The organism is Clostridium septicum (genome assembly GCF_003606265.1).
Taxonomy (GTDB): domain Bacteria; phylum Bacillota; class Clostridia; order Clostridiales; family Clostridiaceae; genus Clostridium; species Clostridium septicum.
The window spans coordinates 1,420,071-1,445,610 of record NZ_CP023671.1 but is presented as its reverse complement, the minus strand read 5'-3'; the positions used below and the strand labels follow the sequence as shown (position 1 = coordinate 1,445,610).

The following is a 25,540-nucleotide window of genomic DNA, read 5'->3' as shown; positions in this document are numbered from 1 at the left end:
GTTATAATATCTATAGAAAAGAATTAGAGATAGAGAAAAATTCGTCAATAATTAATTTATTTTAGTTGCATTAAATTCCTATAGCAAGTAAAATAATATATGGTGGTAAGAGAAAAAAATAAAAACTTTAACAGCATACTAGAGTTACAAGAACATTAGAATAAAAAATGGATTATTTCATAGAAAGTGGGACAACCTTTGTCCCGGTGGTGTTAAGGAGGAGTTTACATGAAAAAGATAGCTATTTTAACTAGCGGTGGGGATGCCCCTGGCATGAACGCTGCAATAAGAGCAGTTGTAAGATCAGCATTACACAATGGTTTAGAGGTAATGGGTGTTCAAAGAGGTTACAGTGGATTAATTAATGGTGAATTATTCAATATGGATAGATCATCAGTTTCAGATATTATCCACAGAGGTGGTACTATATTAAGAACTGCAAGATGTTTAGAATTTAAACAAGAGGAAGTAAGAGTTAAAGCTACTAAGATATTACAAGCTTATGGCGTAGATGCTTTAGTTGTAATAGGTGGAGATGGATCTTTCATGGGAGCTAAGCTTTTATCAAAGCTAGGCATTAAGACTATAGGATTACCAGGAACTATAGATAATGATTTAACTTATACAGATTATACAATAGGATTTGATACTGCATTAAATACAGTTATTGATGCTATAGATAAAATTAGAGATACTTCAACTTCTCACGAAAGAGTTTCAATAGTTGAAGTTATGGGAAGAGATTGTGGAGATTTAGCTTTATATGCTGGTCTTGCAGGTGGAGCTGAATACATAATTACTCCTGAAAAAGGATATACAAAAGAAGAATTATGTAAGGTAATTCTAGAAGGAAAACAAAAAGGAAAAATACATAGCTTAGTATTATTAGCTGAAGGTGTAGGCGGAGCACAAGAATTAGCTGAATACGTAGAAGGTGTTACAGGAATTGAAACAAGAGCTACAGTATTAGGTCATATTCAAAGAGGTGGAAGCCCAAGCGCTGCAGATAGAGTTTTAGCATCAAGAATGGGTGCAAAAGCTATAGAAGTACTTTTAAATGGTGGAACTTCAAGAGTTATAGGTATTAGAAATAACGAAATAATAGATCAAGATATAGATGAAGCTTTAGCTTTAGACAGAACATTTGATGAAAAGCTATTTAAAACAGCTGAAGAAATCAATCAATAAAAGTTATAATGGTGCTGCTATTTACTAATTAGTAGCAATTTTATACAGCAAGTAATAAAATTTTTATAAATTATATTTAAACAACCAAAGGAGTGTATTACATGAGAAAAACTAAAATGATCTGTACAATAGGTCCAGCTAGTGAAAAACCAGAAATATTATCAAAGATAATTGAAGCAGGAATGAACGCTTCAAGACATAACTTTTCACATGGAGATCATGAAGAACATAAGGCAAGAATTCTTTTAGTAAAAGAATTAGCTAAGAAATATAACAGAGAAATAGCTGTAATGCTAGATACTAAAGGACCAGAAATAAGAACTGGAAAATTCGAACCTAAAAAAATAGAATTACAAGCAGGTGCAGAATTTACAGTTTATGCTGGTGGAGATGTTATAGGAGATGCAACTAAATGTTCAGTAACATATGAAGGATTAGCTAACGATGTTAAACCAGGAAATGTAATCTTAATAGATGATGGTTTAGTAGGATTAGAAGTTAAGTCAATAGAAGGAAATAAAATCCACTGTGTTGTTAAAAACACTGGATTTGTAGGAACTCATAAGGGAGTTAATGTACCAGGAGTTTCAATAAAATTACCAGCTTTAACTGAAAAAGATATAGCAGATCTTAAATTTGGTTGTGAAATTGGTGTTAACTTAGTTGCTGCATCATTCATAAGAAAAGCTTCAGACGTTGAAACTATAAGAAAGATATTAGCAGAAAACGGTGGAGAACACATTCAAATATTATCAAAGATAGAAAACCAAGAAGGTGTTGATAATATAGATTCAATAATTGAAGCTTCAGATGGAATAATGGTAGCTAGAGGAGATCTAGGTGTTGAAATTCCAATGGAAAAATTACCAGCTGTTCAAAAGATGATAATTGAAAAATGTAACATAGCAGGAAAGCCAGTTGTAACTGCAACTCAAATGTTAGATTCAATGATTAGAAATCCAAGACCAACAAGAGCAGAAGTTTCAGACGTAGCTAACGCTATCTATGATGGTACAGATGCAATAATGTTATCAGGAGAATCAGCAAACGGAGATTGGCCAGTAGAAGCTGTAGAAACTATGGCTAAGATTGCTGCAGAAGCAGAAAAGCAATTAAGCTACAAAGTTGCAGTTTCAAATGCTAAGTCTCATATACCAGCTATCGGTGGAGTTATTTCAAGAGCTGCTGCAAACGCTGCTAGCGAATTAAAAGCTTCAGCTATAATTTCATCAACTCAAAGTGGAGCAACTGCAAAGAGATTATCTCAATGTAGACCAGATTGTCCAATAGTTGCTGTAACTCCAGATGAAAAAGTTGCTAAGAAATTAGCTATCTGTTTCGGAGTTAACCCAATAGTTGGAGAAAAAATGCAATCAACAGATCACATGATGGAAAGATCAGTTGAAATAGCTAAGGAAAACGGATATGTTGCTGCTGGAGATACTGTAGTAGTAGCTGCTGGAGTTCCAGTTCACACTGTAGGATCTACTAACCTATTAAAGATAAGCATAGTAGAATAATATGTTATTAATAAAGAAGCCCTAGGGCTTCTTTTTTTACGTAAAAAAAGTATAAAAAATAAAATTAAGAAATTATATTTTTTAACTTTGTAGATAAATTTAATACCTTGTAAAATACAAAATTTACGAGTTAGGATTTATTTACAAAGCTTAAGGTTTATAATATTTAAACGATAAAGTGTTAGTTATTACTAATTATTAAATTTTCTAAATTAAGGGTTAAATTTTAATTGATAAATATTATCAATTAAAATGAAAAAAGTATAAAAAGGATATAAAAATAGTATAAAAATAGTATAAAAATCGTAAAAATAAGAAAAGTTAACAAAAAATTAACATTTATATTTCTTATTTTTAGGATATAATGTATAGTATCGAAAGAAATAGATATACTATTAATATGGAATTAAATGGCAATCAATTCTGTATGTGCACCTTAGGGTGCTTTTTTTTTACCTAAAATCAAATTTATCTTATATAATAAGAAAACTTTGATATATTTGTATAAATTGTGGCAATTAAGAAAATAATACTTAGAAAAGGATAAAGGATGGTGAATTGCTATGTCAAATTTGAATTGTAAATCATCAAAGTGTAAATATAACCATTCAGGAATCTGTAATGCTGATTATATAAATGTATCAGGAAAATATGCTCATAGTAGTAATGAAACTTGTTGTAATACTTTTAAAGAAGGAAGTATTAAAAATACTTTTAATACTTTAAATAATATAGGTATATTTAATGGGGTAAAACAAATTTTTTCCGATAATACTCAAGGATTAAGAAAAGAGATATATTGTGATGCTTCAAATTGTTATCATAATACTAATGGATTATGTAAGGCTGAGAATGTCTTGGTATCTGGCTCTAGAGCTAGAACTTTAGATGAAACTAATTGTGAGACATTTATAGAAGGATATTAAGTCATTTAGAGTTTATAAATATTAACAGGATTTAAAATAGTAATATTAATATATTACCATAGGTGTTGAATTATACTAAAATTTCTTTCGAATTTATTTAGTGTTATGTTATAATCGTAATTACGAATTACGGTAAATAATAAGGAAGAGTTAGGTGATTATTTTGCTAGAGAAAAATAAAGAATATACTTTAGATATAATTTCACAAGGATATGAAGGAGAAGGAATTGCAAAAGTAGATGGATACCCAATTTTCATAGAAGGAGCAATAACTGGAGAAAAAGTTAGGGCTTTAATTGTTAAAGTTAAAAAGAACTTTGCATATGGTAAATTATTAGAGGTTTTAGAAACTTCTAATGACAGAGTTAAACCAAAATGCAATTATTATAAAAGGTGTGGTGGTTGCTCTGTTCAACATATGGATTATACAAGACAATTAGACTTTAAATGGGATAGAGTTAAAGATTGTGTACATAAAATAGGGGGATTATCTAAGGAATTAGTTAAATATCCATTAGGAATGGAAAATCCTATAAGATATAGAAATAAAGTTCAACTGCCAATTGGCTTAGTTAATGGAAAACTTTCTATAGGATTTTATGCTCCAAGAAGCCATAATATAATAGATTTAGAAACTTGTCTAATTCAAGATGAAATAGCAGATAAAGTTGTAGATTTAACTAGAAAATGGATAGAAGATTATGAAATATCTCCTGCTACTATAGATGGTAAATTTAATCCAAAAGGATTACTTAGACATATAATGATTCGAAGAGGTTTTAAAACCAATGAAGTAATGGTTGTTTTAGTCACTTTAAAAGATAAGGTTCCATATATTAATGAATTTGTAAAATTAATAAGTGAAAATATAAATGGAATAAAGAGTATAGTTCAAAACGTTAATCCAAAAGAAACTAATGTTATACTAGGGGAAAAGTGTGTAACATTATGGGGAAATGATGTAATTACAGATTATATAGGAGATTTTAAGTTTAATATATCACCATTATCATTCTTTCAAGTTAACCCTGTTCAAACAGAAGTACTATATGGAAAAGCTTTAGAATATGCAGGTTTAACAGGTGATGAAATAGTATTTGATGCATATTGTGGTACAGGTACAATAACATTATTTTTATCTCAAAAGGCTAAAAAAGTATATGGAGTTGAAATTGTAGAACCAGCAATAGTAAATGCTAGAGAAAATGCTAAGCTTAACTCAGTAGGAAATGCTGAATTCTTTGTAGGTAAGTCAGAAGAAGTAATTCCAGAACTTATATCAAAAGGAATAAAACCAGAAGTAATAGTAGTAGATCCCCCAAGAAAAGGTTGCGATATAAAATTACTAGAAGCTATAGGGAAAGCAAAACCACAAAGAATGGTATACGTATCATGTGATCCAAGTACATTAGCAAGGGATTTAAAAATACTAGAAGAACAAGGTTTTAAAACAGAATTTGTTCAGCCAGTAGATATGTTCCCACATACAAGTCATGTGGAATGTGTGTGCGTACTAACTAGATAAATGATATATTTACTTAATGTTAATTAAATATAGATTAATTATTGTAGTATAACAAAAAGTCTACGCTCATCTATTAATTATATGACTCCAAATAAATGTGAATTATTAGCTGAAAATACAACATAAAAAGTTTGATTTTTTATGTCCAAGATATTGATATAAGACTAAAATCGTAGTTTAGCAATAGAAATATTATGTTAAAAACATAAGTATTATAGATACAATAAAATAAAAAATATATAAAAATAGACATTAAATTTATAATTTTAATGTCTATTTTTTCAGTTTGTTGAAAAACCTCTGTTAAAAAACAGAGGGTTTTTCTATTATTAATTATGAATAAAACTTATATTTAAAATATCATCCAAAATAATACGAATAAAATCTAAAAGTAGCAAAGATAGTCTTGTTGCTATCTTTTTCATATTCTGCACTGCTGCAGTTAGTAGGCATTGCTCGGATACTTTTTCGCGTCCGCGGAAGCGAGCATAGCGAAGCCCATGCAAATTTTTTGAATCTGCGAAGCTTCGCTCAACTGTTTCTTTTCTTCTATTGTAAATTCCCTTTCCTTTTTCAGTTTTAAGAAAGTTCTTATTATCATCTTTATGATTTTCCCAAACATGTCGTCTAATTGTTTTATATTTAGCTTTTTCTCCAAGACACTTATCTTTATGAGGGCAATACATACAAATTTCTTCAAAACATCTATATTCTCTATAGCCTTCGCGAGTCGTAGTTTTATATATTAACGCAACATTATTGGGGCAAATATAGATATCTTTATCATAGTCATAAATATATTTATTCTTAGTATACATTCCTTTTTTATGAGGAGAACGTCTATATGCAACTACTGGTGTTATATCTCTATCTACAATCCCCTTGAAAATAGGATTACTTGAATATCCTGCATCTAAACCAAGATATTTTGGCTTTATACTAAATACTTCTTTAATTCTATCTATTCTATTTAGTATTGGCTCGCTATCGCTGACATTACCAGGGGTAACATGTACATCCATAATAATATTATTTTTACTATCTACAGTTCTATGATCTAAATAAAAGAATCCTTCTGGTTTATTATCTCTCATCATATATCCACTATCAGGATCTGTAGTACTTTTCTTAATTTGCTTTGTTTCTTCTTTTTCTTTTCTTGGTTTTAAAGGTTTTTTATTATGATTTTCTCTATCTAAATTCACATCAATATCTAGTTGTTCTATATACTCTTTAGGTGTTACTTGTACTTCAATTTTTTCAAACTTACGCTTATTAGCATTAGCTTTTATATGTGTTGAATCAGAGTAAAGAATCTTACCACCAACTAATCCTTTTTCCATAGCTTGAAGAACTATATTATCAAATATTTTTTGTGGAATATCAGTACCTTTAAATCTTCTAATTCTATTTTGACTTATTGTAGATGAATCTGGAATTTTTTCAGTAATTGAATAACCTAAAAACCATCTATATGCTAAGTTTACTTCTATGTCTTTAACTAGTTGCCTTTCGGAGCGGATGCCATAAAGATATCCTATAAATAACATTTTAAATAGTACTACTGGATCAACAGCTGGTCGACCATTTGTATGGCAATACAAATCATTAGTTAACTCTCTAATAAATGAAAAATCTATGTATTTATCAATTTTTCTTAATAAATGGTCTTTCGGAACTAATTGTTCTAGCATAACCACTTCCATTTCATTTTGCGCTTGTCTTCTTTCGTTTATCATCACCAAAACCCCTATGTAATAAATTAATATATTTTAAATTATATTACATATTTGTATAAAATTAAAGACTGCTGACACTTTGTCAGCAGTCTGATAAAAATAGACATTAAATTTATAATTTTAATGTCTATTTTTTTTATTCATAATTTTAAATATTGATATTAAAAATATTTATAAAACCTTAATATGGAAAAACTAAGTTTATGTGAAAAAAATATGAAATTTATATGAAAAAAATTTTGAAATTTAAATCAAAATAATGTATAATTTATTAATAATATTTAAAATATACAAAAAATAGAAAATATTAAATTTTTTAACATGATAAAACTGGGTTAATTTTATTAGTTTAAGAGTTTAGGGGGGCAACTAAATATATCTTAAGTTAATAAATTTATATAATAAAAACTTAAATTAAAGGAATTATATTTTAATTTAAGTGGTGAAAATAAGAAGATGGTAATAAAGGGGGAATTTTTAATGAAAAAAATAGGAAAACAAAGTAGAAGATACTTATCATCCACTTTGAGTGCTTTAGTTATTTTAACAGTTATGATGCCCAATAATTCTTATAATACTGTACTAGCGGATGAGCTTGAAAAAAGCTTAAACAAAGTAACCATTAAAAATTTAGATAAGGTTGCAAGGGATGATCTTTATTTTAAGTATGAGAATCCTTATGAGGTGGTTAGAGTTATAGTAGAACTTGAAGAACCAGCAGCAATAGAGAAAGCTAAAGAACAGGGGGAAAAAAGACCATCAAAAGAGAATGTTCAAGAAGTTAAAGAAAATCAGAAGGATGTTAAAAAAGAAGCAGAGGAAATTACGGGTGAACAAGTTAATGAGAGTTTTGGTACATTAATAAATGGTTTTAGTATTGACACAAAGATGAAAGACATAGAAGAATTAAAGAAACTTGATGGTGTAAAAAGAGTAAAGGTTGTTAAGAAATATTACCCAGCTATGACATCAGCAAAGGAATTAACACAAGCAAAAAATGTTTGGAGTGATTTAGGATTAAAAGGAGAGGGAATGGTTGTTTCAATAATAGACTCTGGAATAGATCCTAATCACAAAGATATGAAAATATCAGATCATTCAAATATTAAACTAAAAGAGGAAAATGTTAAAGAAGGACCAGGCAAATATTATACAGAAAAGATACCCTATGGATATAATTTTGCTGATGATAATGACAATATAATAGATACCCATCCTAAAGTTAGTATGCATGGAATGCATGTTGCTGGAATTGTAGCAGCTAATGGAAATGATGAGGAAGTTGATAAGAATGAAGCAATAAAAGGGGTAGCACCAGAAGCTCAGTTATTAGCTATGAAAGTTTTTTCAAATAATCCAAATAGAAATGGGGCTTCAGAAGACGATATAGTGGCAGCTATTGAAGAGTCTGTCAATCAAGGTGCAGATATTATTAATATGAGCTTAGGCTCTTCAGCAGGATTTCAACAAGAAAATGATCCAGAGCAGATAGCTGTTAAGAAGGCTGTAGATGCAGGGATTGTAGTTGTTGTTGCAGCTGGGAATTCTCAATATTCAACAGCACCATATAAAGTTCCAGATATTAAAGATACTGGATTAGTTGGAGCGCCAGGTACAGCTAAGGATGCACTTACAGTAGCGAATTATCAAAATAATAAAATGCCATTAACATCAATAAAAATTACAAGTAAAGATGAAACTTATAATATTCCTTTTATGATATCAGATGAGAAAAATAACGTTAATACATCAGAAGAATATGAAATAGTTGATTGTGGACTAGGGAATGAAAATGATTTTAGCGGAAAAGATTTAAAAGGAAAGATAGCTTTAATAAAAAGAGGGAGTATTTCTTTTGTAGATAAGACCATAAATGCACAATCAGCAGGGGCATCAGGGGTTATAATATACAATGAAGATGGACAAGAAGGTTTTGTAAGTATGTCTACTAGTCCTATGGTGAAAATACCATCAGTATTTATAAGAAATTCAGATGGTAAAAGATTAATGAAATTAATTAATAAAGATATAAAAGCAAATTTTACAAATAATAAAATTCTAGTTGAAAGTAGTGAGGCTGGTGATTTTGTTGAATCTTCATCATGGGGACCAACTCCTAGTTTAGATTTTAAACCACAAATATCAGCTCCAGGAGGAAATATATATTCAACATTAAATGATAGCAGATATGGAATAAAAACAGGAACATCAATGGCATCACCTCATGTTGCTGGTGGTGAAGCTTTAATAGTTGAAGGACTTAAAAAAGAAAATCCAAATCTTAAGGGAAGAGATTTAGTAGAATTAGCTAAAAATACATCAATAAGTACTTCGCAAATAATAATGGACAAGTACAATGATGAAATACCTTATTCACCAAGAAGACAAGGTGCTGGAGTAATGCAAATAGAGGAAGCTCTAAAAAATAAAGTGGTTGTAACGGATGAACATAATAATCCTACCGTTGCATTAAAGCAAATAGGAAATGAAAAAGAATTTACTTTAAAATTAAGAAATTACGATAATGAGCCAATAGAATACAAGGTTGAAAATTTTGGTGGAGTTTTAACAGAAACAAGTGAGGATTTAAGAACAATGTCTCATGATATAAAGATAGAAGGTGCCAAGGTTACTTTTGATAAAAATAATATTGTGGTACCTGCAAATGGGGAGACAAGTGTTAAGGTTAATTTGACAATACCTAAGTCTGTTTCTGAAGATAGATTTATAGAAGGATTTATAAAATTTACAAGCAAGGATAAACCTTCTTTATCTGTACCTTTCATAGGATACTATGGTGAATGGGGAAAGGAACAAATAATAGAGGCTATGGATTGGGATAAAGATAATCAAAAATTTATAGTACCATCTGGAGTATTAACAAACTTAAATGGTAAGATTGGATATAAGCTTGGATTAAGTGAGAGGGATTCAAATGGAAAACTACAAATTAATCCTGAAAATATAGCAATATCACCTAATGATGATGGAAATGGAGATATTATAGCACCATATTTATACTATCTAAGAAATTCAAGAGTAACAGAGGTTGATTTATTAGATGAAAACAAGAAATCACTTGGAGTAATCGGACGTGAAAATTATACAAGAAAGGAAGAGTATAGTGAACCAAGTGGAAGTGGAAAAACACCAAATTTATTTAATAATTTAAGTTGGGATGGAAAGCTATATAATCCAGCTACAGGCAAAAAAGAGGCTGTTAAAGAGGGACAATATTATTTAAATATAAAGTCAAAAGTTGATTATGATAATGCACAATATCAGAGTTTGATTGTACCAGTAAAGGTAGATGTTACAGCTCCAACAATTAATTTACTTTCAGAAGAGAAGATATTAACAAATGACGATTTAAAGGAAGTAGATTATAAGCTACAGTGGGAAGTTTCTGATAATGTAGCTATTATTCCAGGAATAGTAAATATAAATATTAACGGTAAAGATGTACAAGCTGATGTTGAAGAAAATGATGGAATATATAGTTGTAATGTGAAGTTAAAAGCTAACTTTGTAAACAATATTAAAGTGGCTATGAATGATACAGCTTTTAATGTAGGGGAAGCATCAAAAAATGTAAAAGTAGAATCTTCTAAGGCTAGAATAAATTTTGAAGATAACTTTGAAAAAAGTTCATTAGAAATTAGTAATGTAAAAGAATATGTAGTAAAAGGAACAGTTTTAGGTACAGTAAAGGAATTTAAATTAAATGGAGAAAAAGTACAGATAAATGAAGATGGAACTTTTGCACATAAAATTAATTTAAATGAAGGATATAATAAGATAAATATTTATGCTAAAGATGATAACGGAAATGAGTTATATAATTATGCTACAAAGATATTTTGTGATGTAACATCCCCTAATATTAATTTGTCATCACCAGAAATAGAATCAGATGGTATTGTTATAACTAATCAGGATAGTATTTTAGTAAAAGGTACTGTAGAAGATAATACAATAGGATATAAGTTTTATAAAAATGATGTTATGGAAATAGATGTTATAAATGGCGAAGAGATAGGAAATGATAATACAAGAAGAGAGTTTAATTATGAAATACCAGTAAAAGATGGAGAATTTATATCATTAAAGGCAGTTGATTTATTAGGACATGAAACTATTAAAAAATTTAAGGTTAAGGTAGATAAAGATCTACCTAAAATAGTTGTGGATGGAATAACAGATGATGGATTATATAATAAAGATATACTTCCGAAAGTAACCTCTGATAAGGATGTTAAAGTAACTTACTTATTAGATGGAGAAGAATATAATGGGAAATCACCTATTTCAAGTGAAGGAAAGCATACACTAAAAATAAATATTTTAGATAAAGCAGGAAATAAGTTAGAGAAGGAAGTTAATTTTGAAATAGATAAAACACCATTAAATATAATATTTACTAATTTAGAGAATGATAAATTATATAACAAAGAATTAAAACCAGAAATAAATAGTAGTGAAGAAGTAGCAACAATAAAATATACTTTAAATGGTAAGGATTATGATGGAGAAACTCCTATAAAAGAAGAAGGAACCTATAATTTAAAAGTGTTAGCTACAGATAAGGCTGGTAATATTTCTGAAAGTGAAATTAACTTTGGAATAGATATAACTCCAGTAGAGTTTTTAGTAAGTGGGGTTGAAGATGGAAAAGTCTATAATCAGTCAGTTAATCCAGTAATAGATGTTGATGATAAAGTTGCAATAGTAAACTATATTTTAAATGGAGAAAAATATGATGGAATATCTGCAATAGATAAAGATGGTGAGTATAACTTGATATTAACAGCTGTAGATAAAGCTGGAAACCATTCAGAAAAGAATATAAACTTCACAATTACCAGATTAAGTAAAAATGAATTAGATTCAGAAAATAAAAATAATAATAAATATAATGAGCCAACTGAAATGGTAGTTAATAAGATAAAAACTTTATCAGATACACCAGAAGAAATAAAAGCAAATAATAAAAAAGAAAAACTCAAAGGAGAAAAAATTAAGGCTCAAAAAAATAAGTTATTCTTACCTAATACAGGTAGAGTAATAGGGTCTTCAGTGTTAGGTTTATTAGGTATAATTATAACTAGTGCAGGAGTTAAATTATCGAAAAGAAAAAATAAAGATAATTAACAGATATTAAATAGACTGTTATAATAATTAGCCATATTTTAAGTTAATAAATCTATTGAAAATATCTATTGAGTTTATAAATAAAAAATCACTTACTTTATATTATATAGTAAGTGATTTTTTTATATTTTTATTTATTTGAGTAGGTTCTGATGGCTATTATTTCATAACAAGATTTTTCAATGAAGAAATATAGAAAGGTAATGAAAAAGCTAAAGAAAATATTATTAAGTAATAAAAATGACAGTATTGTAATGTGCTTGTAATTACATTGTAAAATCTTATAAAAAACCTTAGTGTTATAATTTATTTGTGGATAATGTTGTAATTAATTTATAGTTAGAATAAAGGGGATTTTATATATAGACTAAATTTATTATAAAGGTGTGATTAGAAGGCTGGGATTAGAAGATGATTAGAAAATTAAATAGGAATGGAATAAAAATTATATATACGATGATATTTTTAATAAGTATATTTTTAATAATTAAAGGTTACATAAGTTATAAAAATATAGCTAGAGAGGAAAATTTAAAACAAATAGAAGAGGTAGTAAAATTCATTAAAGAGCTTGAATCTAAGGATGTAATAGAAGTTGAAAATAAAATAAATAGCATTGATGAAATTAAGGACGTAAAAGATAAAGATTTTAAAAAAGTATTTGAAAATTATGTGATAATGGGAGATTTAAGGGCAGAGGTTTTAGTAGAGTATGGCATATTAAATAAATCTTCAGTTATAGCATATAAAGGTAGAAATACAGATATTGCAATTAATGATATAGATATATTAGAGAACCTACACCCAAGAAAAATATTTATGACTTATGGAATGAATGATATGGAGTACTTTGGAGGTAACGTTTATAGTTTTATACAAAACTATGAAAAATTAATAGAAAATTTAAAAGTGAAATCTCCTAAAAGTAAAATATATGTAAGTGATATTTTGCCGGTTCAGCAGAAGGTTATATAGAAAAAGAGTGTATATAGTAAAGTAGAGGAATTTAATGATGCATTAAAAGAAATGTGTAATAGATTAGGGCTAACTTTTATAGAAACTAGGGACATAGTAATTGAAAATTCAAAATTTTATGAGCCAGATGGAATTCATCTAATACAAGATTTTTATCCATTATGGTTAAAAGAACTGTCAGATAAATCAAATTGATAGAATTAGTTGGGGGAAATAATAGAATGAGGAAAAGTAGTAAGAAGACACTTATAGTTGTATTAGTTAATAGTATAGTTTTTACTATAGGATGTGTTAAAAAGGTAGATGTATCTGTAGAGGATATTGAATCTAGTATAATAAATAATTTGAATATAGTGAGTTGCCTATACCATTAGGTATATCATTTTATACATTTCAGACATTATCGTATGTTATAGATGTGTATTTGGGTAAGATTAAGGAGCAGAAAAGTTTAAATTCATTTGCACTATATGTAACTATGTTTCCACAATTAGTTGCAGGACCTATTGTAAGATACAAAGATATAAAAAATCAGATTAATAATAGACATGAATGTGTTTATAAATTTGGTCTGGGAGTGGAAAGGTTTACAAAAGGACTGTGTAAGAAGGTTTTGCTAGCTAATAATATAGGGGGAACATGGGTAGCTATTCAATCTATAAATATAGATAAGTTATCAGTATTGACTTCTTGGATAGGAATAATAGCCTACACATTTCAGATATATTTTGATTTTAGTGGATATTCTGATATGGCTATAGGCCTTGGGAAAATGTTTGGATTTGATTTTATAGAAAATTTTAATTATCCATATATATCATCTAGTGTATCTGAGTTTTGGAGACGTTGGCATATATCTTTAGGTTCATGGTTTAGAGAATATGTCTACATACCATTAGGAGGAAATAGGGTAAGCAAATTAAAATGCATAAGAAATATATTTGTAGTTTGGATGTTAACAGGATTATGGCATGGTGCAAGTTGGAATTTTATAGTTTGGGGTATATATTATGGAGCAATACAGCGATATATATATAATGAATGAAATTGTAGTGGTAAGTTTGGGGTATATATTATGGAGTAATACTACTAATAGAAAAGAATATATTAAAAGAATTTTTGAAAAGGGCTCCAAGAATTGTAAGATATATTTATACCATGGTTTTAGTTATGACTGGTTGGGTTCTTTTTGGAAGTGAAAATTTAAGACAAGCATTAAAATATATAAGTGTAATGTTTGGTATGTCAGGAAATCCAGTAATAGATACAACAGGATTATACTATTTATATACAAATTTAATTTTATTTATAATATTATGTTTATGTTCAACACCTATAATAAGTAGAATTTTTAATAATATAGTAAAAAGAGGACAAACTAAAGGATTAATAACAGCTGTGTTTATTGATTTTGTAGTAATAATAGTATCAGTAGCATATTTAATAAGTCAAAGCTATAATCATTTCTTATACTTTAGATTTTAAAGGAGTTGAAGGAGAGAAATGTATGGCTATTAATAAGAAATATAAAAATAAACTATACTACTACTTAATGCTTATCTTAGTTTTTAATTGTTATAGTAGTTTTAAATATATTAAAGGGAGATGCAAAAATTTCAGAATCTGAAAATAGAGTATTATCTAAAAAACCTAAATTTACAATTGAAAGATTAGTAAATGGAAGTTTTTCTAAAAAATATGAAAGGTATAAGACAGATCAATTTATAAATAGAGATTTATGGATAAGTATAAAAACAAATTCTGATAGAATATTAGGAAGAAACAAATTTAAAGGAGTTTACTTAGGCAAAGATAATTATCTACTTGAGGAGTTTGAAGAACCTAATCATAATAGGGTAGAAAGAACTCTTAACTCTATAAATAAATTTTCTAGAAAATATGAAAGTATTAATCAATATATAACTATAGTACCAAATGCTATAGAGATATTAAATGATAAAATTCCTGTATTTGCGCCTAAAATAAGTGAAAGAAATTATATTGATGATTTTAAAAATAAGTTAAACGAAAAAATGAATTTTATAGATTCCTATAAGACACTAGAAAATCATAAAGATAAGTACATATATTACAAAACAGATCATCATTGGACAACATTAGGAGCTTACTATGCTTTTTTAGAAGTAGCAAAAAACATGGATTTTCAGGAAAGAAACCAAAGAATAATGTTGTCCAACTAAAACCTATTTTACATTCTTTTACAACACCATTATTATGTAAAGTGGAAATAGGTATAATTATGAAAAGTAAGTAATTTTAAACGTTAATTTATATATTTTTTTAAGTAATAAAATTAAAGTGGATTTTATAAATTGATTTAAATTTTACTTATATAAATACAGATTTAAATAATTAGGATTAATATTTGCTATAATATGTATTTATTAAGAAATCTTTATATTAAATAAATATAAAGACTTGTCAATAAATGTTATAATAATTATGCTATAGAAGAAAGGATGATAAATATGGCTTATACTATATTGATTGCAGAAGATGATCCTGATATTGTCGAATTATTGAGACTTTATCTATCAGGTGAAGGATATAATGTTGTATCTGTTGATAACGGTATAGATGCACTTGAGATTACAGAAAATCAAAAAATTGATTTAGCTGTCATTGATGTAATGATGCCTGGTATGAATGGGTATAATGTAACTGAAGAAATTAGAAAGCATAGTAATATTCCTATAATTATTTTATCTGCAAAAAATCAGGAATATGATAAAATTCTTGGGCTTAATATAGGGGCAGATGATTATATGACAAAGCCATTCAGTCCAATAGAAATAATTGCACGAATAAATTCTAATTTACGTCGTTTTTATCAGCTTGGAAGCAATAATTTAGATATAAAGAAAAATTCTAAGGTTTCATTAGGTGAAATCTGCATAGATATTGAGTCATTTAAGGTCGAAAAGAATGGACATCCAGTCAATCTTGCTCCAATGGAATTTAAAATTCTTGTTAAATTAATGAAATCACCAGGGAGAGTTTTTACGAAGACACAAATTTATCAAAGTGTTTGTGGAGAATTTTTTGAAAGTGATGACAATACGATGATGGTGCATATATCAAAGTTACGAGAGAAATTAGAGGATGATCCAAAAAATCCTAGGTATATTAAGACTATAAGAGGCTTGGGATATAAATTTGAGAATCCGTAATAAAAAACGAAAAACTGGTAGTTTTTTTTCGCTACTTGCTAAAAATCAAATTATATTTATAGTAGCATTTTTAGCTGTAGCAGCCTTGCTTTATGGTATGACCACATTGTACACTACGAATTTATATTATGAACCTAAATTTATGAAATTAACAAAGGAAATTAAAAATTTCCAAAAGGAGCATTATAATAATATTCCACTTTACAAATATCTTGGAAAAAACTTTGAAATGACTGTATTTAATGAAAAAGGAAAGAAAATATATTCTACTGCTAAAAATAAGTTTTTTACTTTTTCATTAGATGAATTAGATTGTATTCGAAATATAGAAGATGAACATTTTTATTCTGTATCTCAATATCAAACTGCAGGAGGAATAAAGAGATTAATCATGCGTTTTGATGATGTTGTACCTAGAGATTCCTATTCTAATGCTTATGGAGTGATTGATGAAAATTTATATGTAACAGAGGGGAATTTATTTCCACGTGGAAAAATATTTACAGAAAAAAAATTACAAATTTATATGGGGAAATATAATAATTTTGATGTTAGGAAGATGAAGTTTAGAACTGAGTCAGGAGAGTTACGTTATGCAGTTTTTATGGTGAAATCAATGGATTATAAAAAATATGATCAGCTTATTTTAATTTGGGCAAGCAGTTGGATATCATTTATTCTTGCATATATTTTGATGATAATATTGTCTATGATTTGGTTAAGTAAAAGAACAAAAGGTTTATTAGATCCTCTTAATACAGCAATTCTTGAATATATGAATAAAAAAAACACGTATCTTCAAGATTATTCAGGTCCAAATGAGTTTGTGGAGATAGCAGATAATTTTAGTGCTCTTGCTGAAAGACTTGATGAAAGTGAAACAGAAAGAGAGAGGCTTGATAAATGTAGACAAAAGATGCTTGCAGATATATCTCATGATTTAAAAACACCAATTACTGTTATTCAAGGATACTCAAGAGCTGTTAGAGATGGGCTAGTACCAGAAAATGAACGTGAAAGATATTTAAACACTATATGTAAAAAGGCAGAGACACTTTCAGAGTTAATAGATACTTTTAGCGAATACAGTAAGCTAGAACATCCTGATTTTTCATTAAAGATTCAGGAAGAGGATATCTGTGAATTTTGCAAAGAGCTGTTAGCTGATAAATATCAAGAGCTTGAATTTGCTGGATATATTCTTGAGGTAGATATTCCTGATAATTCAATATATTATAAATTTGACCCATCACATATGAAACGAGTAATAGATAATATTATAGGAAATTCAATAAAATATAATCCACCAGGAACGTCCTTATATTTTTCTCTATGCAATGAGGTAAATAATGTTCAAATTATGTTAGGTGATAATGGATTTGGAATAAGTGAGGAAATTGCTAAAACATTGTTTAATCCATTTGTTATTGGAGATGAATCAAGGTCAAGTAAACAAGGTACTGGATTAGGACTTGCAATTGCAAGAGAAATAGTAGAAAAGCATGGTGGTAAGATTTGTCTTGTTCAGAATCCAATTTTACCATATAAGACACAATTTCTTATTACTCTTCCTAAAATTTAATAAAAAGGTTAAAAGAACTTATTCAGATTAAAGAGAGAGGATGTTTTCTTTACGAATCTTAAGGTTAAATAAAGGATAAAGTCGATTTCTTTACAAATCTTAAGGTTTAATAAAGAATAAGGTAAGTTTATATTGATATTATAAACTATATTAAATTAATAGTTTACTCAATATAAATTAAGTACTTTTAGATGAATTTTACTAATGATGTACAATGAAATTTTTATCTAGTAAACAATATATCCTCTCAGTACATAGCTAGAAAGGAGAACAATAATGAAAAATGTATTAGAATATCTAGAATGTTCAGCTGAAAAGTATCCTGATAAGATTGCCGTAAAGGATGCTGAAAGTAGCTGTTCATATATTAAATTACTTGAGAATGCTAAACATATTGGAAGTGCATTATTAGAATACCAACTTCCAAGAAAACCAGTTATTGTATTTATGCATAAAAGTGTTGAGGCATTAAATGCATTTATGGGTATAATATCTGCTGGATGCTTCTATGTTTTTATTAATCCTGATCAACCAGAACCCCGTATTAAGCAAATTTTAGAAATAACAAAAGCAAAATATATTATAACTCATAATGAATTTATTGATACTATTAAAAAGGTAGAATTTTCTGGTAAGTTACTTGAGTATAATAAAATTATAGAAACTGAAATAAATGAAGAAAAACTTAGAAATATAAGAGAATCAGCATTAGATATAGATCCTCTTTATTGTAATTTTACTTCAGGATCTACTGGAGTTCCAAAGGGAGTTTTAGTAAGCCATAGAAGTGTAATAGATTTTATGGAGTATTTTCCGGATATGTTCCAAATCACACATGATGATATAATCGGAAATCAGGCACCATTTGATTTTGATGTATCAGTAAAGGATATATATTCAACACTAAAGGTTGGAGCTACAATGGTAATAATACCTAAACAATTTTTCTCAGTTATTACTAAATTGCTTGACTATATATGTGATGAAAAAGTTACAACAATGATATGGGCAGTATCTGCATTATGTTTGATAACTCAGTTAAGAGGATTAACATATAAAATTCCAACAAGTGTAAACAAAATATTATTTAGTGGTGAAGTAATGCCAATAAAACATTTAAAACTTTGGCGAGAAGCATTACCAAAAGCAAATTTTGTTAATTTATATGGTCCAACTGAAATAACTTGTAATTGCACATATTATCGTGTTGATAGGGATTTTGAACCTAATGAAATATTGCCAATAGGAAAAGCATTTCCAAATGAAAAAGTATTTTTAATTAGTGAAAACAATGAAGAAATAACTGAAAAGGAAAAAATTGGAGAAATATGTGTGTCTGGTACAGCAGTTGCCTTAGGATATTACAATAATGAAGCGCAAACTAGTAAGGCCTTTGTACAAAATCCGTTGAACACAGAATATATGGAAATTATATATAGAACAGGGGATCTTGCAGTTTATAATAATGATGGAGATCTTTGTTTTGCTGGGCGTAAAGATTTTCAGATAAAATATATGGGACATCGTATTGAGTTAGAGGAAATAGAAGCAACATTAAATGGGTATCCTGATATTGATAGAGCATGTTGTATTTTTGATAGTGATAAAAATAAAATTATTGCCTTTTATGTAGGAAGTATGGAAAAAAAAGAAATACAGAAGAAAATGCGTGAATCTTTACCGATTCACATGATACCAAAAACATTTTATTCAATGGAGGAGCTTCCTATGACTCAAAATGGTAAGATAGATAGAAAAAAACTTAGGGATTATGGGAGGTTAAAGTAAGAGATGTGTAACAATTTTTTAAAGGATGCTATATCTGAATATAAGACACCTTTTTATGTTTTTGATACAGATGTTTTAGTTGATAGAATTAAAAAAATAAAATCTGTATTGGGTTCAGATGTTGAATTATGCTATGCAATGAAAGCAAATCCTTTTTTGATTAAGTCTATGGAAAAGGTAATTGATAGTTTTGAGGTTTGCTCTCCAGGTGAATTTCATATTTGTGAAAGAGCAGATGTACCTATGGATAAGGTAATTATGTCTGGTGTATATAAAAATGCTGAAGATGTTGAATATGCTCTTTTAAACTATGGTAATAAAGTTATTTATACTGTTGAGTCATTACTACAATGGAAAATAATTAAAGAATATGTTCAAAAGCATAATTTATCTGTTCGAGCTTTACTTCGTTTAACTATTGGTAATCAGTTTGGAATGGATGAAGAAGATATTCGTCAAATTATTTCAGATAGAGATTCATATCCGTATATAGAAATTGAAGGAATACAGTTTTTCTCAGGTACACAGAAAAAATCAGCTGCTAAAATGGAGAAAGAGCTTAGTATGCTAGATGATTTTTGTAGTGTTTTAGAAAATTGTTATGGATTTTCAGCTAAAAGATTAGAATATGGTCCTGGTCTTCCAGTTTATTACTTCCAAGAAGAAGAAAACTGTGAGGAAGAAATCCTTAATGCTCTTGCTAATAAAATTAGTAGTATGAATTTTAGTGGAAAAATTGTGTTAGAAGTTGGAAGATTTATTGCAGCTTCTTGTGGTACTTATGTTACAAGTATAGTTGATATGAAATCAAATAAGAAGCAGAACTATTGTATAGTTGATGGAGGAATTCATCACATTAATTATTTTGGTCAAATGTTAGCAATGAAAAAACCTCCTATAATTCATTGGAGTGAGCAAAAAGATGGAGATACAAAAGAATGGACTATTTGTGGTTCTCTTTGCACAATGAATGATGTGCTTGTAAAGAAATATCCATTTGTTAATCTTCAACTGGGGGACAAGCTAATATTCAAAATGGTAGGTGCGTATTCTGTATCTGAAGGTATATCTTTATTTCTAAGCCGTGAGCTTCCACAAGTATTTTTGTACTCTAAAAACAGTGGACTTAGTTTGGCAAGAAATAATTTTCCTACTGATACATTAAATTATATACAATATAAAAATAATTAAGAAAGAGTGGTATGTTATATGAAAGAATTACTTGAAATTTTAGAGAATATTGATCCAGATATTAATTATGAGACAGAAGATAAACTTATTGACAATGGATGTCTTGATTCATTATCTATTTTATCTTTAGTCACAGAGTTAGAGGATGCTTTTGAAATTGAAATAAAACCTGTAGATTTAATTCCTACAAATTTTAATTCAGCAAAAGCAATGTGGAGTATGATTCAAAGATTACAAAAGGAAGATTAAAAAATGAATTACGTTTCGCTTATGTACCTTATTGTTTTTTTGCCACTTGTTTTACTAGCATATAGTATTATGCCAAAGCGTTATAGATGGACAGTTTTATTACTTGCAAGTTATGCTTTTTTCATTTTGATGAGTAGAAAACTTATAGTGTATTTGATAATATCTACACTTTCCATTTATGGTATTGGTCTTTGGCTTTCGTGGTGTAAAAGAAATTATTCCAAAAAAGAAAAGAGTGCAGATAATGTTGCAACATTAAAAAAATCATATAAAAAGAGACAACGTATGATTTTATTGTTTGGTATATTATTTAATATTGGTATATTAGTATTTTTAAAATATTCCAATTTTATGATTAGTAATATAAATCCAATTCTTAAGGCATTATCAGCACCAAGATTATTACCTGAGTGGAAGTTTGCTTTACCACTTGGAATTTCATTTTATACATTACAAGCTGTATCTTATATAGTAGATGTTTATCAAGATAAAATTCAAGCAGATAGAAACTTGCCTAGGTTGGCATTATTTATGTCATTTTTTCCAATAATAATGGAAGGTTCAATTTGTAGATATTCTGATACAGCAGAAGATTTATACCGTGGAGAATCACTTAAATATAAAAATGTAACTTTTGGAATTCAGAGAGTTGTATGGGGAGTATTTAAAAATATTGTTATAGCAGATAGACTGAATATACTTGTAAAAACTGTATTTGATAATTATAACCAATATGGAGGTATTATAGTAATACTTGCAGCAATATGTTATACATTTCAGTTGTACATGAACTTTTCTGGAACTATTGATATGACAATTGGTGTTGGAGAAATGTTTGGAGTAAAAATTCCTGAAAATTTCCGTCAACCATTTTTCTCAAAAACAGCTGCTGAATTTTGGCAGCGTTGGCATATAACTCTTGGAACATGGTTTAAGGATTATATATTTTATCCAATATCACTAACTAAATTTATTAAAAAACTTGGAAAAAAAACAAGGAAGAAATTTGGAAAGCATATTGGACAGATTATTCCTACAATGATTCCATTATTTACAGTATGGCTTTGCAATGGACTATGGCATGGAGATAGATGGAGTTATATTTTCTTTGGTATGTATTATTTTGTACTGATTTTACTTGGTAAAGTAGCAGAACCATTAAATAAGAAAATTATTTCATCTTTAAAAATAAGTAAAGATAATATTTTTTATAGATGTTTGCAATCGGTGAAAATGCTTGCCATTATTTTTACTGGAGAGCTATTTTTTAGAGCTAATGGAATAAAAGCGGGTTTAGTAATGTTTGGATCTATTTTTACTAAATTTTCATTGAATACTTTAGTAGATGGATCAATATTAAATTTAGGAATTTCATATAAAGATTTTATTGTAGTTCTGCTTGCATTTATTGCTGTACTTGCTGTGGGAATTCTTAATGAAAAGGGAATCTCAATTCGTGAAAAAATAGCTAGTTGGAATATTTTCTTCCGTTGGAGTTTTTACTATACTGTTTTATTAATAGTAATTGTTTTTGGAGCTTACGGTGAAGGATATCTTCCAGCAGAATTAATTTATGCAGGATTTTAGGAGGTATAGCATATGCGCTTTAATAAAATCATAAAACCGATTGCATTTATAGGTATATTTCTTATTATATTAAGTGTTTTTTCAGCTTTTTTTGTAAAAAAAACTACTAAAGAAGGTATTGGGATTGAGGAAAAAAACACTATCGATTATTTAGTTATTGGAGATAGTGAAGCTTATACAAGCGTTTCTCCAATAGAAATATGGAATAAACATGGATTTACAGGTTATAACTTGGGAGTACCAGGACAAACTATGCAAGAAGTATACTATTCATTAGAAAAAGCTCTGGAAAATCAGATTCCAAAGGTAGTTTTACTTGAAACTAATGCTGCCTACACAACTTTTGGGATGTATGTAGAGGCAAATAGGATATTTGAAAATATTGTGAAAAATAACTTTGAAATATACAATTATCACAACAGATGGAAGGATATTAGCTTTATTAATCAAGAAAATGATGATAAGAAGCTAAAGAAACCAGATGGAAATATATTGAAAGGATCTAATTATAGTATAAAAGTAAATGCATATGTAAAAGGTCCTTATATAAAAGAAACAGATTCTGTTGAAAAAATTAAAAAAGTACCAATGTACTATTTAAATAAAATCGTTGAACTTTGTAATGAAAAAAATATTCAATTGATTTTATATACTTCTCCTACACCTGTAAATTGGACTTATGAGAAGCATAATAGTATTGAGGCTTTTTCAAAAGAGAATAAATTACCTTTAATAGATTTGAACTTAAAAAATGATAAGCTTGGAATAGATTGGTCAAAAGATACATATGATACTGGAGATCACTTGAATTTCTTTGGAGCTAAAAAGGTAACTAATTATATTGGTGACTATTTATCAAAAAATACTAATTTAATTGATCATCGTAAGGATGAAAAGTATTCATCTTGGCATGAGACATGGGATGAATATTTAAAGTTACAAATCAGAATTTCAAATAAATAGAATTTTTATGTATTTATAGTAATTTTGACAGATATAACAGCTTATAAAAAAGAGGGATTGTTTAATTACAATAATATTGAATTTTATTATAAGATACTATAACCCTAGATATAAAGTAGATTTTGAAAAGTGAGTTTGTTAGCAAACTCATTTTTTTATTATTTAAGAAATTATATATATGGTATGGATTATTTTGTTATTCTTTTTATTCTAAAACTTCAAAAGGGTAAATTATATGATTTATTCATATATGGCTTTATTTTTGTTATGTATTATATTTTACGTATATACAAATATGCTAAAGAAATGAATAAAGGAAAATTGAAATTACGATAATTTGAATTAAGCTTTAAACATAAGTAAAATTAATATTTTCAATTAAAGTAGCTTTACAAATAATATAGATATATATTCTTGGTAAAGCTACTTTTACTTCTATGAGATTACAAAGATTGGCTCATCTTAAAGGTAAGTTGATATATTTAATAGAAACGTTATAGTAAATTGAAAAGTTTACTATAACGTTTTTTATTTTTGAAACATAGAATTTAGATTCAAATAACTACTAGTATAACTAATTAGTCATATAATAATGTGGATATAATTAATAATTTATGAAAAAACTAATTTAGAAATTTAAATACTTTATTATTTCTAATGATTACATGTTGTGTGAATTTAATGTTAAGTAATTGTTAAAAAAATATTAAGGATTATTAAGATTAAAGTAAGTATTATTTAAATTTTTTATTGTAGACTTTAAACAAGATAAGTAGAAGGAGGATAAAAAATGAATATTTTAATTCTTACTGGAAAGTTTGGAATGGGTCATAATTCAGTAGCTAAAGCAATTGCCGAAGAATTTGAAGATATAGATAAAAATAATAAAGTAGTTATTGTAGATTTGTTAGAATATTTATTTCCTATTGCACATCATTTTTTATATAAAGGATTTGAGATGATGATAAACAAGTGCCATGGTATATATAATATGATATATAGATTTTCTGAACAGGTTGAAGTAGATGTTACACCATTAGGAAATAAGATACATGAAGATGTAAATAATCTTATTTTAGAAAATAAACCTAACTTTATAATATGTACTTTACCTTTATGTGCCAAAATTATTTCTGAATACAAGGAAAAAACAAGCTCTTCTATACCATTAATTACTTGTATTACGGATATTAGTACACATAAGGAATGGCAATCTTCTTATGTTGACAATTATTTTGTACCAACAAGTGATATAAAAGAACATTTGTTGAGAAACGGAATAAATAAATCAAATATTTTTGTAACAGGTATCCCAGTTAGAAGAGATTTTAAAAACATAGGAGATAAATTAGTTATAAATAATAATAAAAAAGTATTAATAATGGGAGGAGGACTTGGATTACTACCTGATATAGATAGATTCATTGGTAAATTAAGTAGTATATCTAATGTTGAAATAACAATTATCACAGGAAAGAATAAAAAAGCCTTCAAATATTTAAAAGAAAATTTTAGATCAATAAATGTTGTAGGATACACTGAAAAGGTAAATGAATATATGAAAGAAGCCGATTTAATTATAACTAAAGCTGGAGGAATTACTTTATTTGAAGCTATTCATAGCCAAACCCCACTATTTGTTATTAATCCTTTTTTAGAGCAAGAGAAGAAAAATGCAGCTTTTATTGAAGAAAAAGAAATTGGTAAAATAGCATGGGGAAATTCAGAAGATTATTTGAGAGAGCTTGAAAATTTATTAACTACAGAGGAAACTTTAAATAAAATGTCAATCAATATATCTAAAGCAAAAAAAGAAATTATTGAAGTAGATACTTCAATAATAGTTAAGGAACTATACAAAGGGGTGATGGCTTAATATGCATTTGATACTTATTCTAATAATTATAATTATTAGTTATAGTATTTTACCTACTATGATTTTAAAAATTTATTGGTATATAAAGT

Annotated in this window: 19 protein-coding genes and 1 pseudogene; 19 read left to right on the top strand and 1 reads right to left on the bottom strand. The window is 27.7% G+C overall.

Annotated elements, in window-relative coordinates; genetic code table 11:
• Window positions 1–228: 228 nt before the first annotated feature.
• From pfkA to rlmD, 4 genes are all read left to right on the top strand, one after another.
• Window positions 229–1,188 (top strand): 6-phosphofructokinase, encoded by a 960-nt coding sequence (gene pfkA, locus CP523_RS06360; RefSeq protein ID WP_066677772.1) that lies wholly within the window; start codon window positions 229–231, stop codon window positions 1,186–1,188.
• Between the two features lie 101 nt (window positions 1,189–1,289).
• Complete coding sequence (gene pyk, locus CP523_RS06355) at window positions 1,290–2,708, top strand: pyruvate kinase (RefSeq protein WP_066677770.1); 1,419 nt, start codon at window positions 1,290–1,292, stop codon at window positions 2,706–2,708.
• Window positions 2,709–3,271: 563 nt separating this feature from the next.
• Complete coding sequence (locus tag CP523_RS06350; RefSeq protein WP_066677768.1) at window positions 3,272–3,634, top strand: DUF1540 domain-containing protein; 363 nt, start codon at window positions 3,272–3,274, stop codon at window positions 3,632–3,634.
• A gap of 163 nt (window positions 3,635–3,797) precedes the next feature.
• Entirely contained in the window at window positions 3,798–5,159 is a 1,362-nt protein-coding gene (gene rlmD / locus CP523_RS06345; protein ID WP_066677798.1) for a 23S rRNA (uracil(1939)-C(5))-methyltransferase RlmD, read from the top strand.
• A gap of 398 nt (window positions 5,160–5,557) precedes the next feature.
• Here rlmD and CP523_RS06340 read toward each other — a convergent pair.
• Window positions 5,558–6,898, bottom strand: a pseudogene (locus tag CP523_RS06340) (IS1182 family transposase); the annotation flags it as partial.
• Window positions 6,899–7,378: 480 nt separating this feature from the next.
• Between CP523_RS06340 and CP523_RS16470 the strand changes: the two are divergent.
• The 15 genes from CP523_RS16470 (at window position 7,379) to CP523_RS06280 (ending at window position 25,451) form a co-directional block, all read left to right on the top strand.
• Window positions 7,379–12,049 carry a S8 family serine peptidase gene (locus CP523_RS16470; protein WP_120140708.1) on the top strand — a complete coding sequence of 1,557 codons (4,671 nt, stop codon included), beginning with the start codon at window positions 7,379–7,381 and terminating at the stop codon, window positions 12,047–12,049.
• Window positions 12,050–12,460: 411 nt separating this feature from the next.
• Window positions 12,461–13,024, top strand: coding sequence for an SGNH/GDSL hydrolase family protein (locus tag CP523_RS06330; RefSeq protein ID WP_120140707.1), 564 nt, complete (start codon window positions 12,461–12,463; stop codon window positions 13,022–13,024).
• Window positions 13,025–13,075: 51 nt separating this feature from the next.
• Window positions 13,076–13,219, top strand: coding sequence for an SGNH/GDSL hydrolase family protein (locus CP523_RS15960; RefSeq protein WP_162925963.1), 144 nt, complete (start codon window positions 13,076–13,078; stop codon window positions 13,217–13,219).
• Window positions 13,220–13,245: 26 nt separating this feature from the next.
• Window positions 13,246–13,398: a hypothetical protein gene (locus CP523_RS16355; protein WP_162925962.1), complete on the top strand. Its 153-nt coding sequence runs from the start codon at window positions 13,246–13,248 to the stop codon at window positions 13,396–13,398.
• 50 nt (window positions 13,399–13,448) lie between these two features.
• The gene (locus CP523_RS16350; RefSeq protein WP_243106784.1) at window positions 13,449–14,069 is read left to right on the top strand and encodes an MBOAT family O-acyltransferase; all 621 of its coding nucleotides are present in this window, start codon (window positions 13,449–13,451) and stop codon (window positions 14,067–14,069) included.
• 74 nt (window positions 14,070–14,143) lie between these two features.
• On the top strand, window positions 14,144–14,509 hold the full coding sequence (locus tag CP523_RS16345; RefSeq protein WP_227909554.1) for an MBOAT family O-acyltransferase: 366 nt from the start codon (window positions 14,144–14,146) through the stop codon (window positions 14,507–14,509).
• An 86-nt stretch (window positions 14,510–14,595) separates the two neighbouring features.
• Window positions 14,596–15,225 (top strand): DHHW family protein, encoded by a 630-nt coding sequence (locus CP523_RS16620; protein ID WP_120140706.1) that lies wholly within the window; start codon window positions 14,596–14,598, stop codon window positions 15,223–15,225.
• A gap of 279 nt (window positions 15,226–15,504) precedes the next feature.
• Complete coding sequence (locus CP523_RS06315) at window positions 15,505–16,215, top strand: response regulator transcription factor (protein ID WP_341404062.1); 711 nt, start codon at window positions 15,505–15,507, stop codon at window positions 16,213–16,215.
• On the top strand, window positions 16,202–17,797 hold the full coding sequence (locus CP523_RS06310) for a sensor histidine kinase (RefSeq protein ID WP_066677758.1): 1,596 nt from the start codon (window positions 16,202–16,204) through the stop codon (window positions 17,795–17,797). The genes CP523_RS06315 and CP523_RS06310 overlap by 14 nt, the downstream gene beginning before the upstream one ends.
• 276 nt (window positions 17,798–18,073) lie before the next feature.
• A complete protein-coding gene (locus CP523_RS06305) occupies window positions 18,074–19,585 on the top strand; it encodes an amino acid adenylation domain-containing protein (RefSeq protein ID WP_176712694.1) in 1,512 nt (503 codons plus the stop codon).
• 3 nt (window positions 19,586–19,588) lie between these two features.
• On the top strand, window positions 19,589–20,776 hold the full coding sequence (locus CP523_RS06300; protein ID WP_120140705.1) for a diaminopimelate decarboxylase family protein: 1,188 nt from the start codon (window positions 19,589–19,591) through the stop codon (window positions 20,774–20,776).
• 18 nt (window positions 20,777–20,794) lie between these two features.
• Window positions 20,795–21,025: a phosphopantetheine-binding protein gene (locus tag CP523_RS06295; protein ID WP_066677753.1), complete on the top strand. Its 231-nt coding sequence runs from the start codon at window positions 20,795–20,797 to the stop codon at window positions 21,023–21,025.
• Between the two features lie 69 nt (window positions 21,026–21,094).
• Window positions 21,095–22,612 carry an MBOAT family O-acyltransferase gene (locus tag CP523_RS06290; RefSeq protein WP_243106782.1) on the top strand — a complete coding sequence of 506 codons (1,518 nt, stop codon included), beginning with the start codon at window positions 21,095–21,097 and terminating at the stop codon, window positions 22,610–22,612.
• A gap of 12 nt (window positions 22,613–22,624) precedes the next feature.
• Window positions 22,625–23,575, top strand: coding sequence for a hypothetical protein (locus tag CP523_RS06285; protein WP_120140703.1), 951 nt, complete (start codon window positions 22,625–22,627; stop codon window positions 23,573–23,575).
• Window positions 23,576–24,365: 790 nt separating this feature from the next.
• Window positions 24,366–25,451, top strand: coding sequence for an MGDG synthase family glycosyltransferase (locus CP523_RS06280; RefSeq protein ID WP_120140702.1), 1,086 nt, complete (start codon window positions 24,366–24,368; stop codon window positions 25,449–25,451).
• The last annotated feature ends 89 nt before the right edge of the window (window positions 25,452–25,540 follow it).

Coding starts and splice junctions, on each gene's coding strand:
- pfkA (WP_066677772.1), top strand. CDS start 229: ATGAAAAAGATAGCTATTTTAACTAGCGGTGGGGATGCCCCTGGCATG.
- pyk (WP_066677770.1), top strand. CDS start 1,290: ATGAGAAAAACTAAAATGATCTGTACAATAGGTCCAGCTAGTGAAAAA.
- CP523_RS06350 (WP_066677768.1), top strand. CDS start 3,272: ATGTCAAATTTGAATTGTAAATCATCAAAGTGTAAATATAACCATTCA.
- CP523_RS16470 (WP_120140708.1), top strand. CDS start 7,379: ATGAAAAAAATAGGAAAACAAAGTAGAAGATACTTATCATCCACTTTG.
- CP523_RS06330 (WP_120140707.1), top strand. CDS start 12,461: ATGATTAGAAAATTAAATAGGAATGGAATAAAAATTATATATACGATG.
- CP523_RS15960 (WP_162925963.1), top strand. CDS start 13,076: ATGTGTAATAGATTAGGGCTAACTTTTATAGAAACTAGGGACATAGTA.
- CP523_RS16355 (WP_162925962.1), top strand. CDS start 13,246: ATGAGGAAAAGTAGTAAGAAGACACTTATAGTTGTATTAGTTAATAGT.
- CP523_RS06315 (WP_341404062.1), top strand. CDS start 15,505: ATGATAAATATGGCTTATACTATATTGATTGCAGAAGATGATCCTGAT.
- CP523_RS06305 (WP_176712694.1), top strand. CDS start 18,074: ATGAAAAATGTATTAGAATATCTAGAATGTTCAGCTGAAAAGTATCCT.
- CP523_RS06300 (WP_120140705.1), top strand. CDS start 19,589: ATGTGTAACAATTTTTTAAAGGATGCTATATCTGAATATAAGACACCT.
- CP523_RS06295 (WP_066677753.1), top strand. CDS start 20,795: ATGAAAGAATTACTTGAAATTTTAGAGAATATTGATCCAGATATTAAT.
- CP523_RS06290 (WP_243106782.1), top strand. CDS start 21,095: ATGCCAAAGCGTTATAGATGGACAGTTTTATTACTTGCAAGTTATGCT.
- CP523_RS06285 (WP_120140703.1), top strand. CDS start 22,625: ATGCGCTTTAATAAAATCATAAAACCGATTGCATTTATAGGTATATTT.
- CP523_RS06280 (WP_120140702.1), top strand. CDS start 24,366: ATGAATATTTTAATTCTTACTGGAAAGTTTGGAATGGGTCATAATTCA.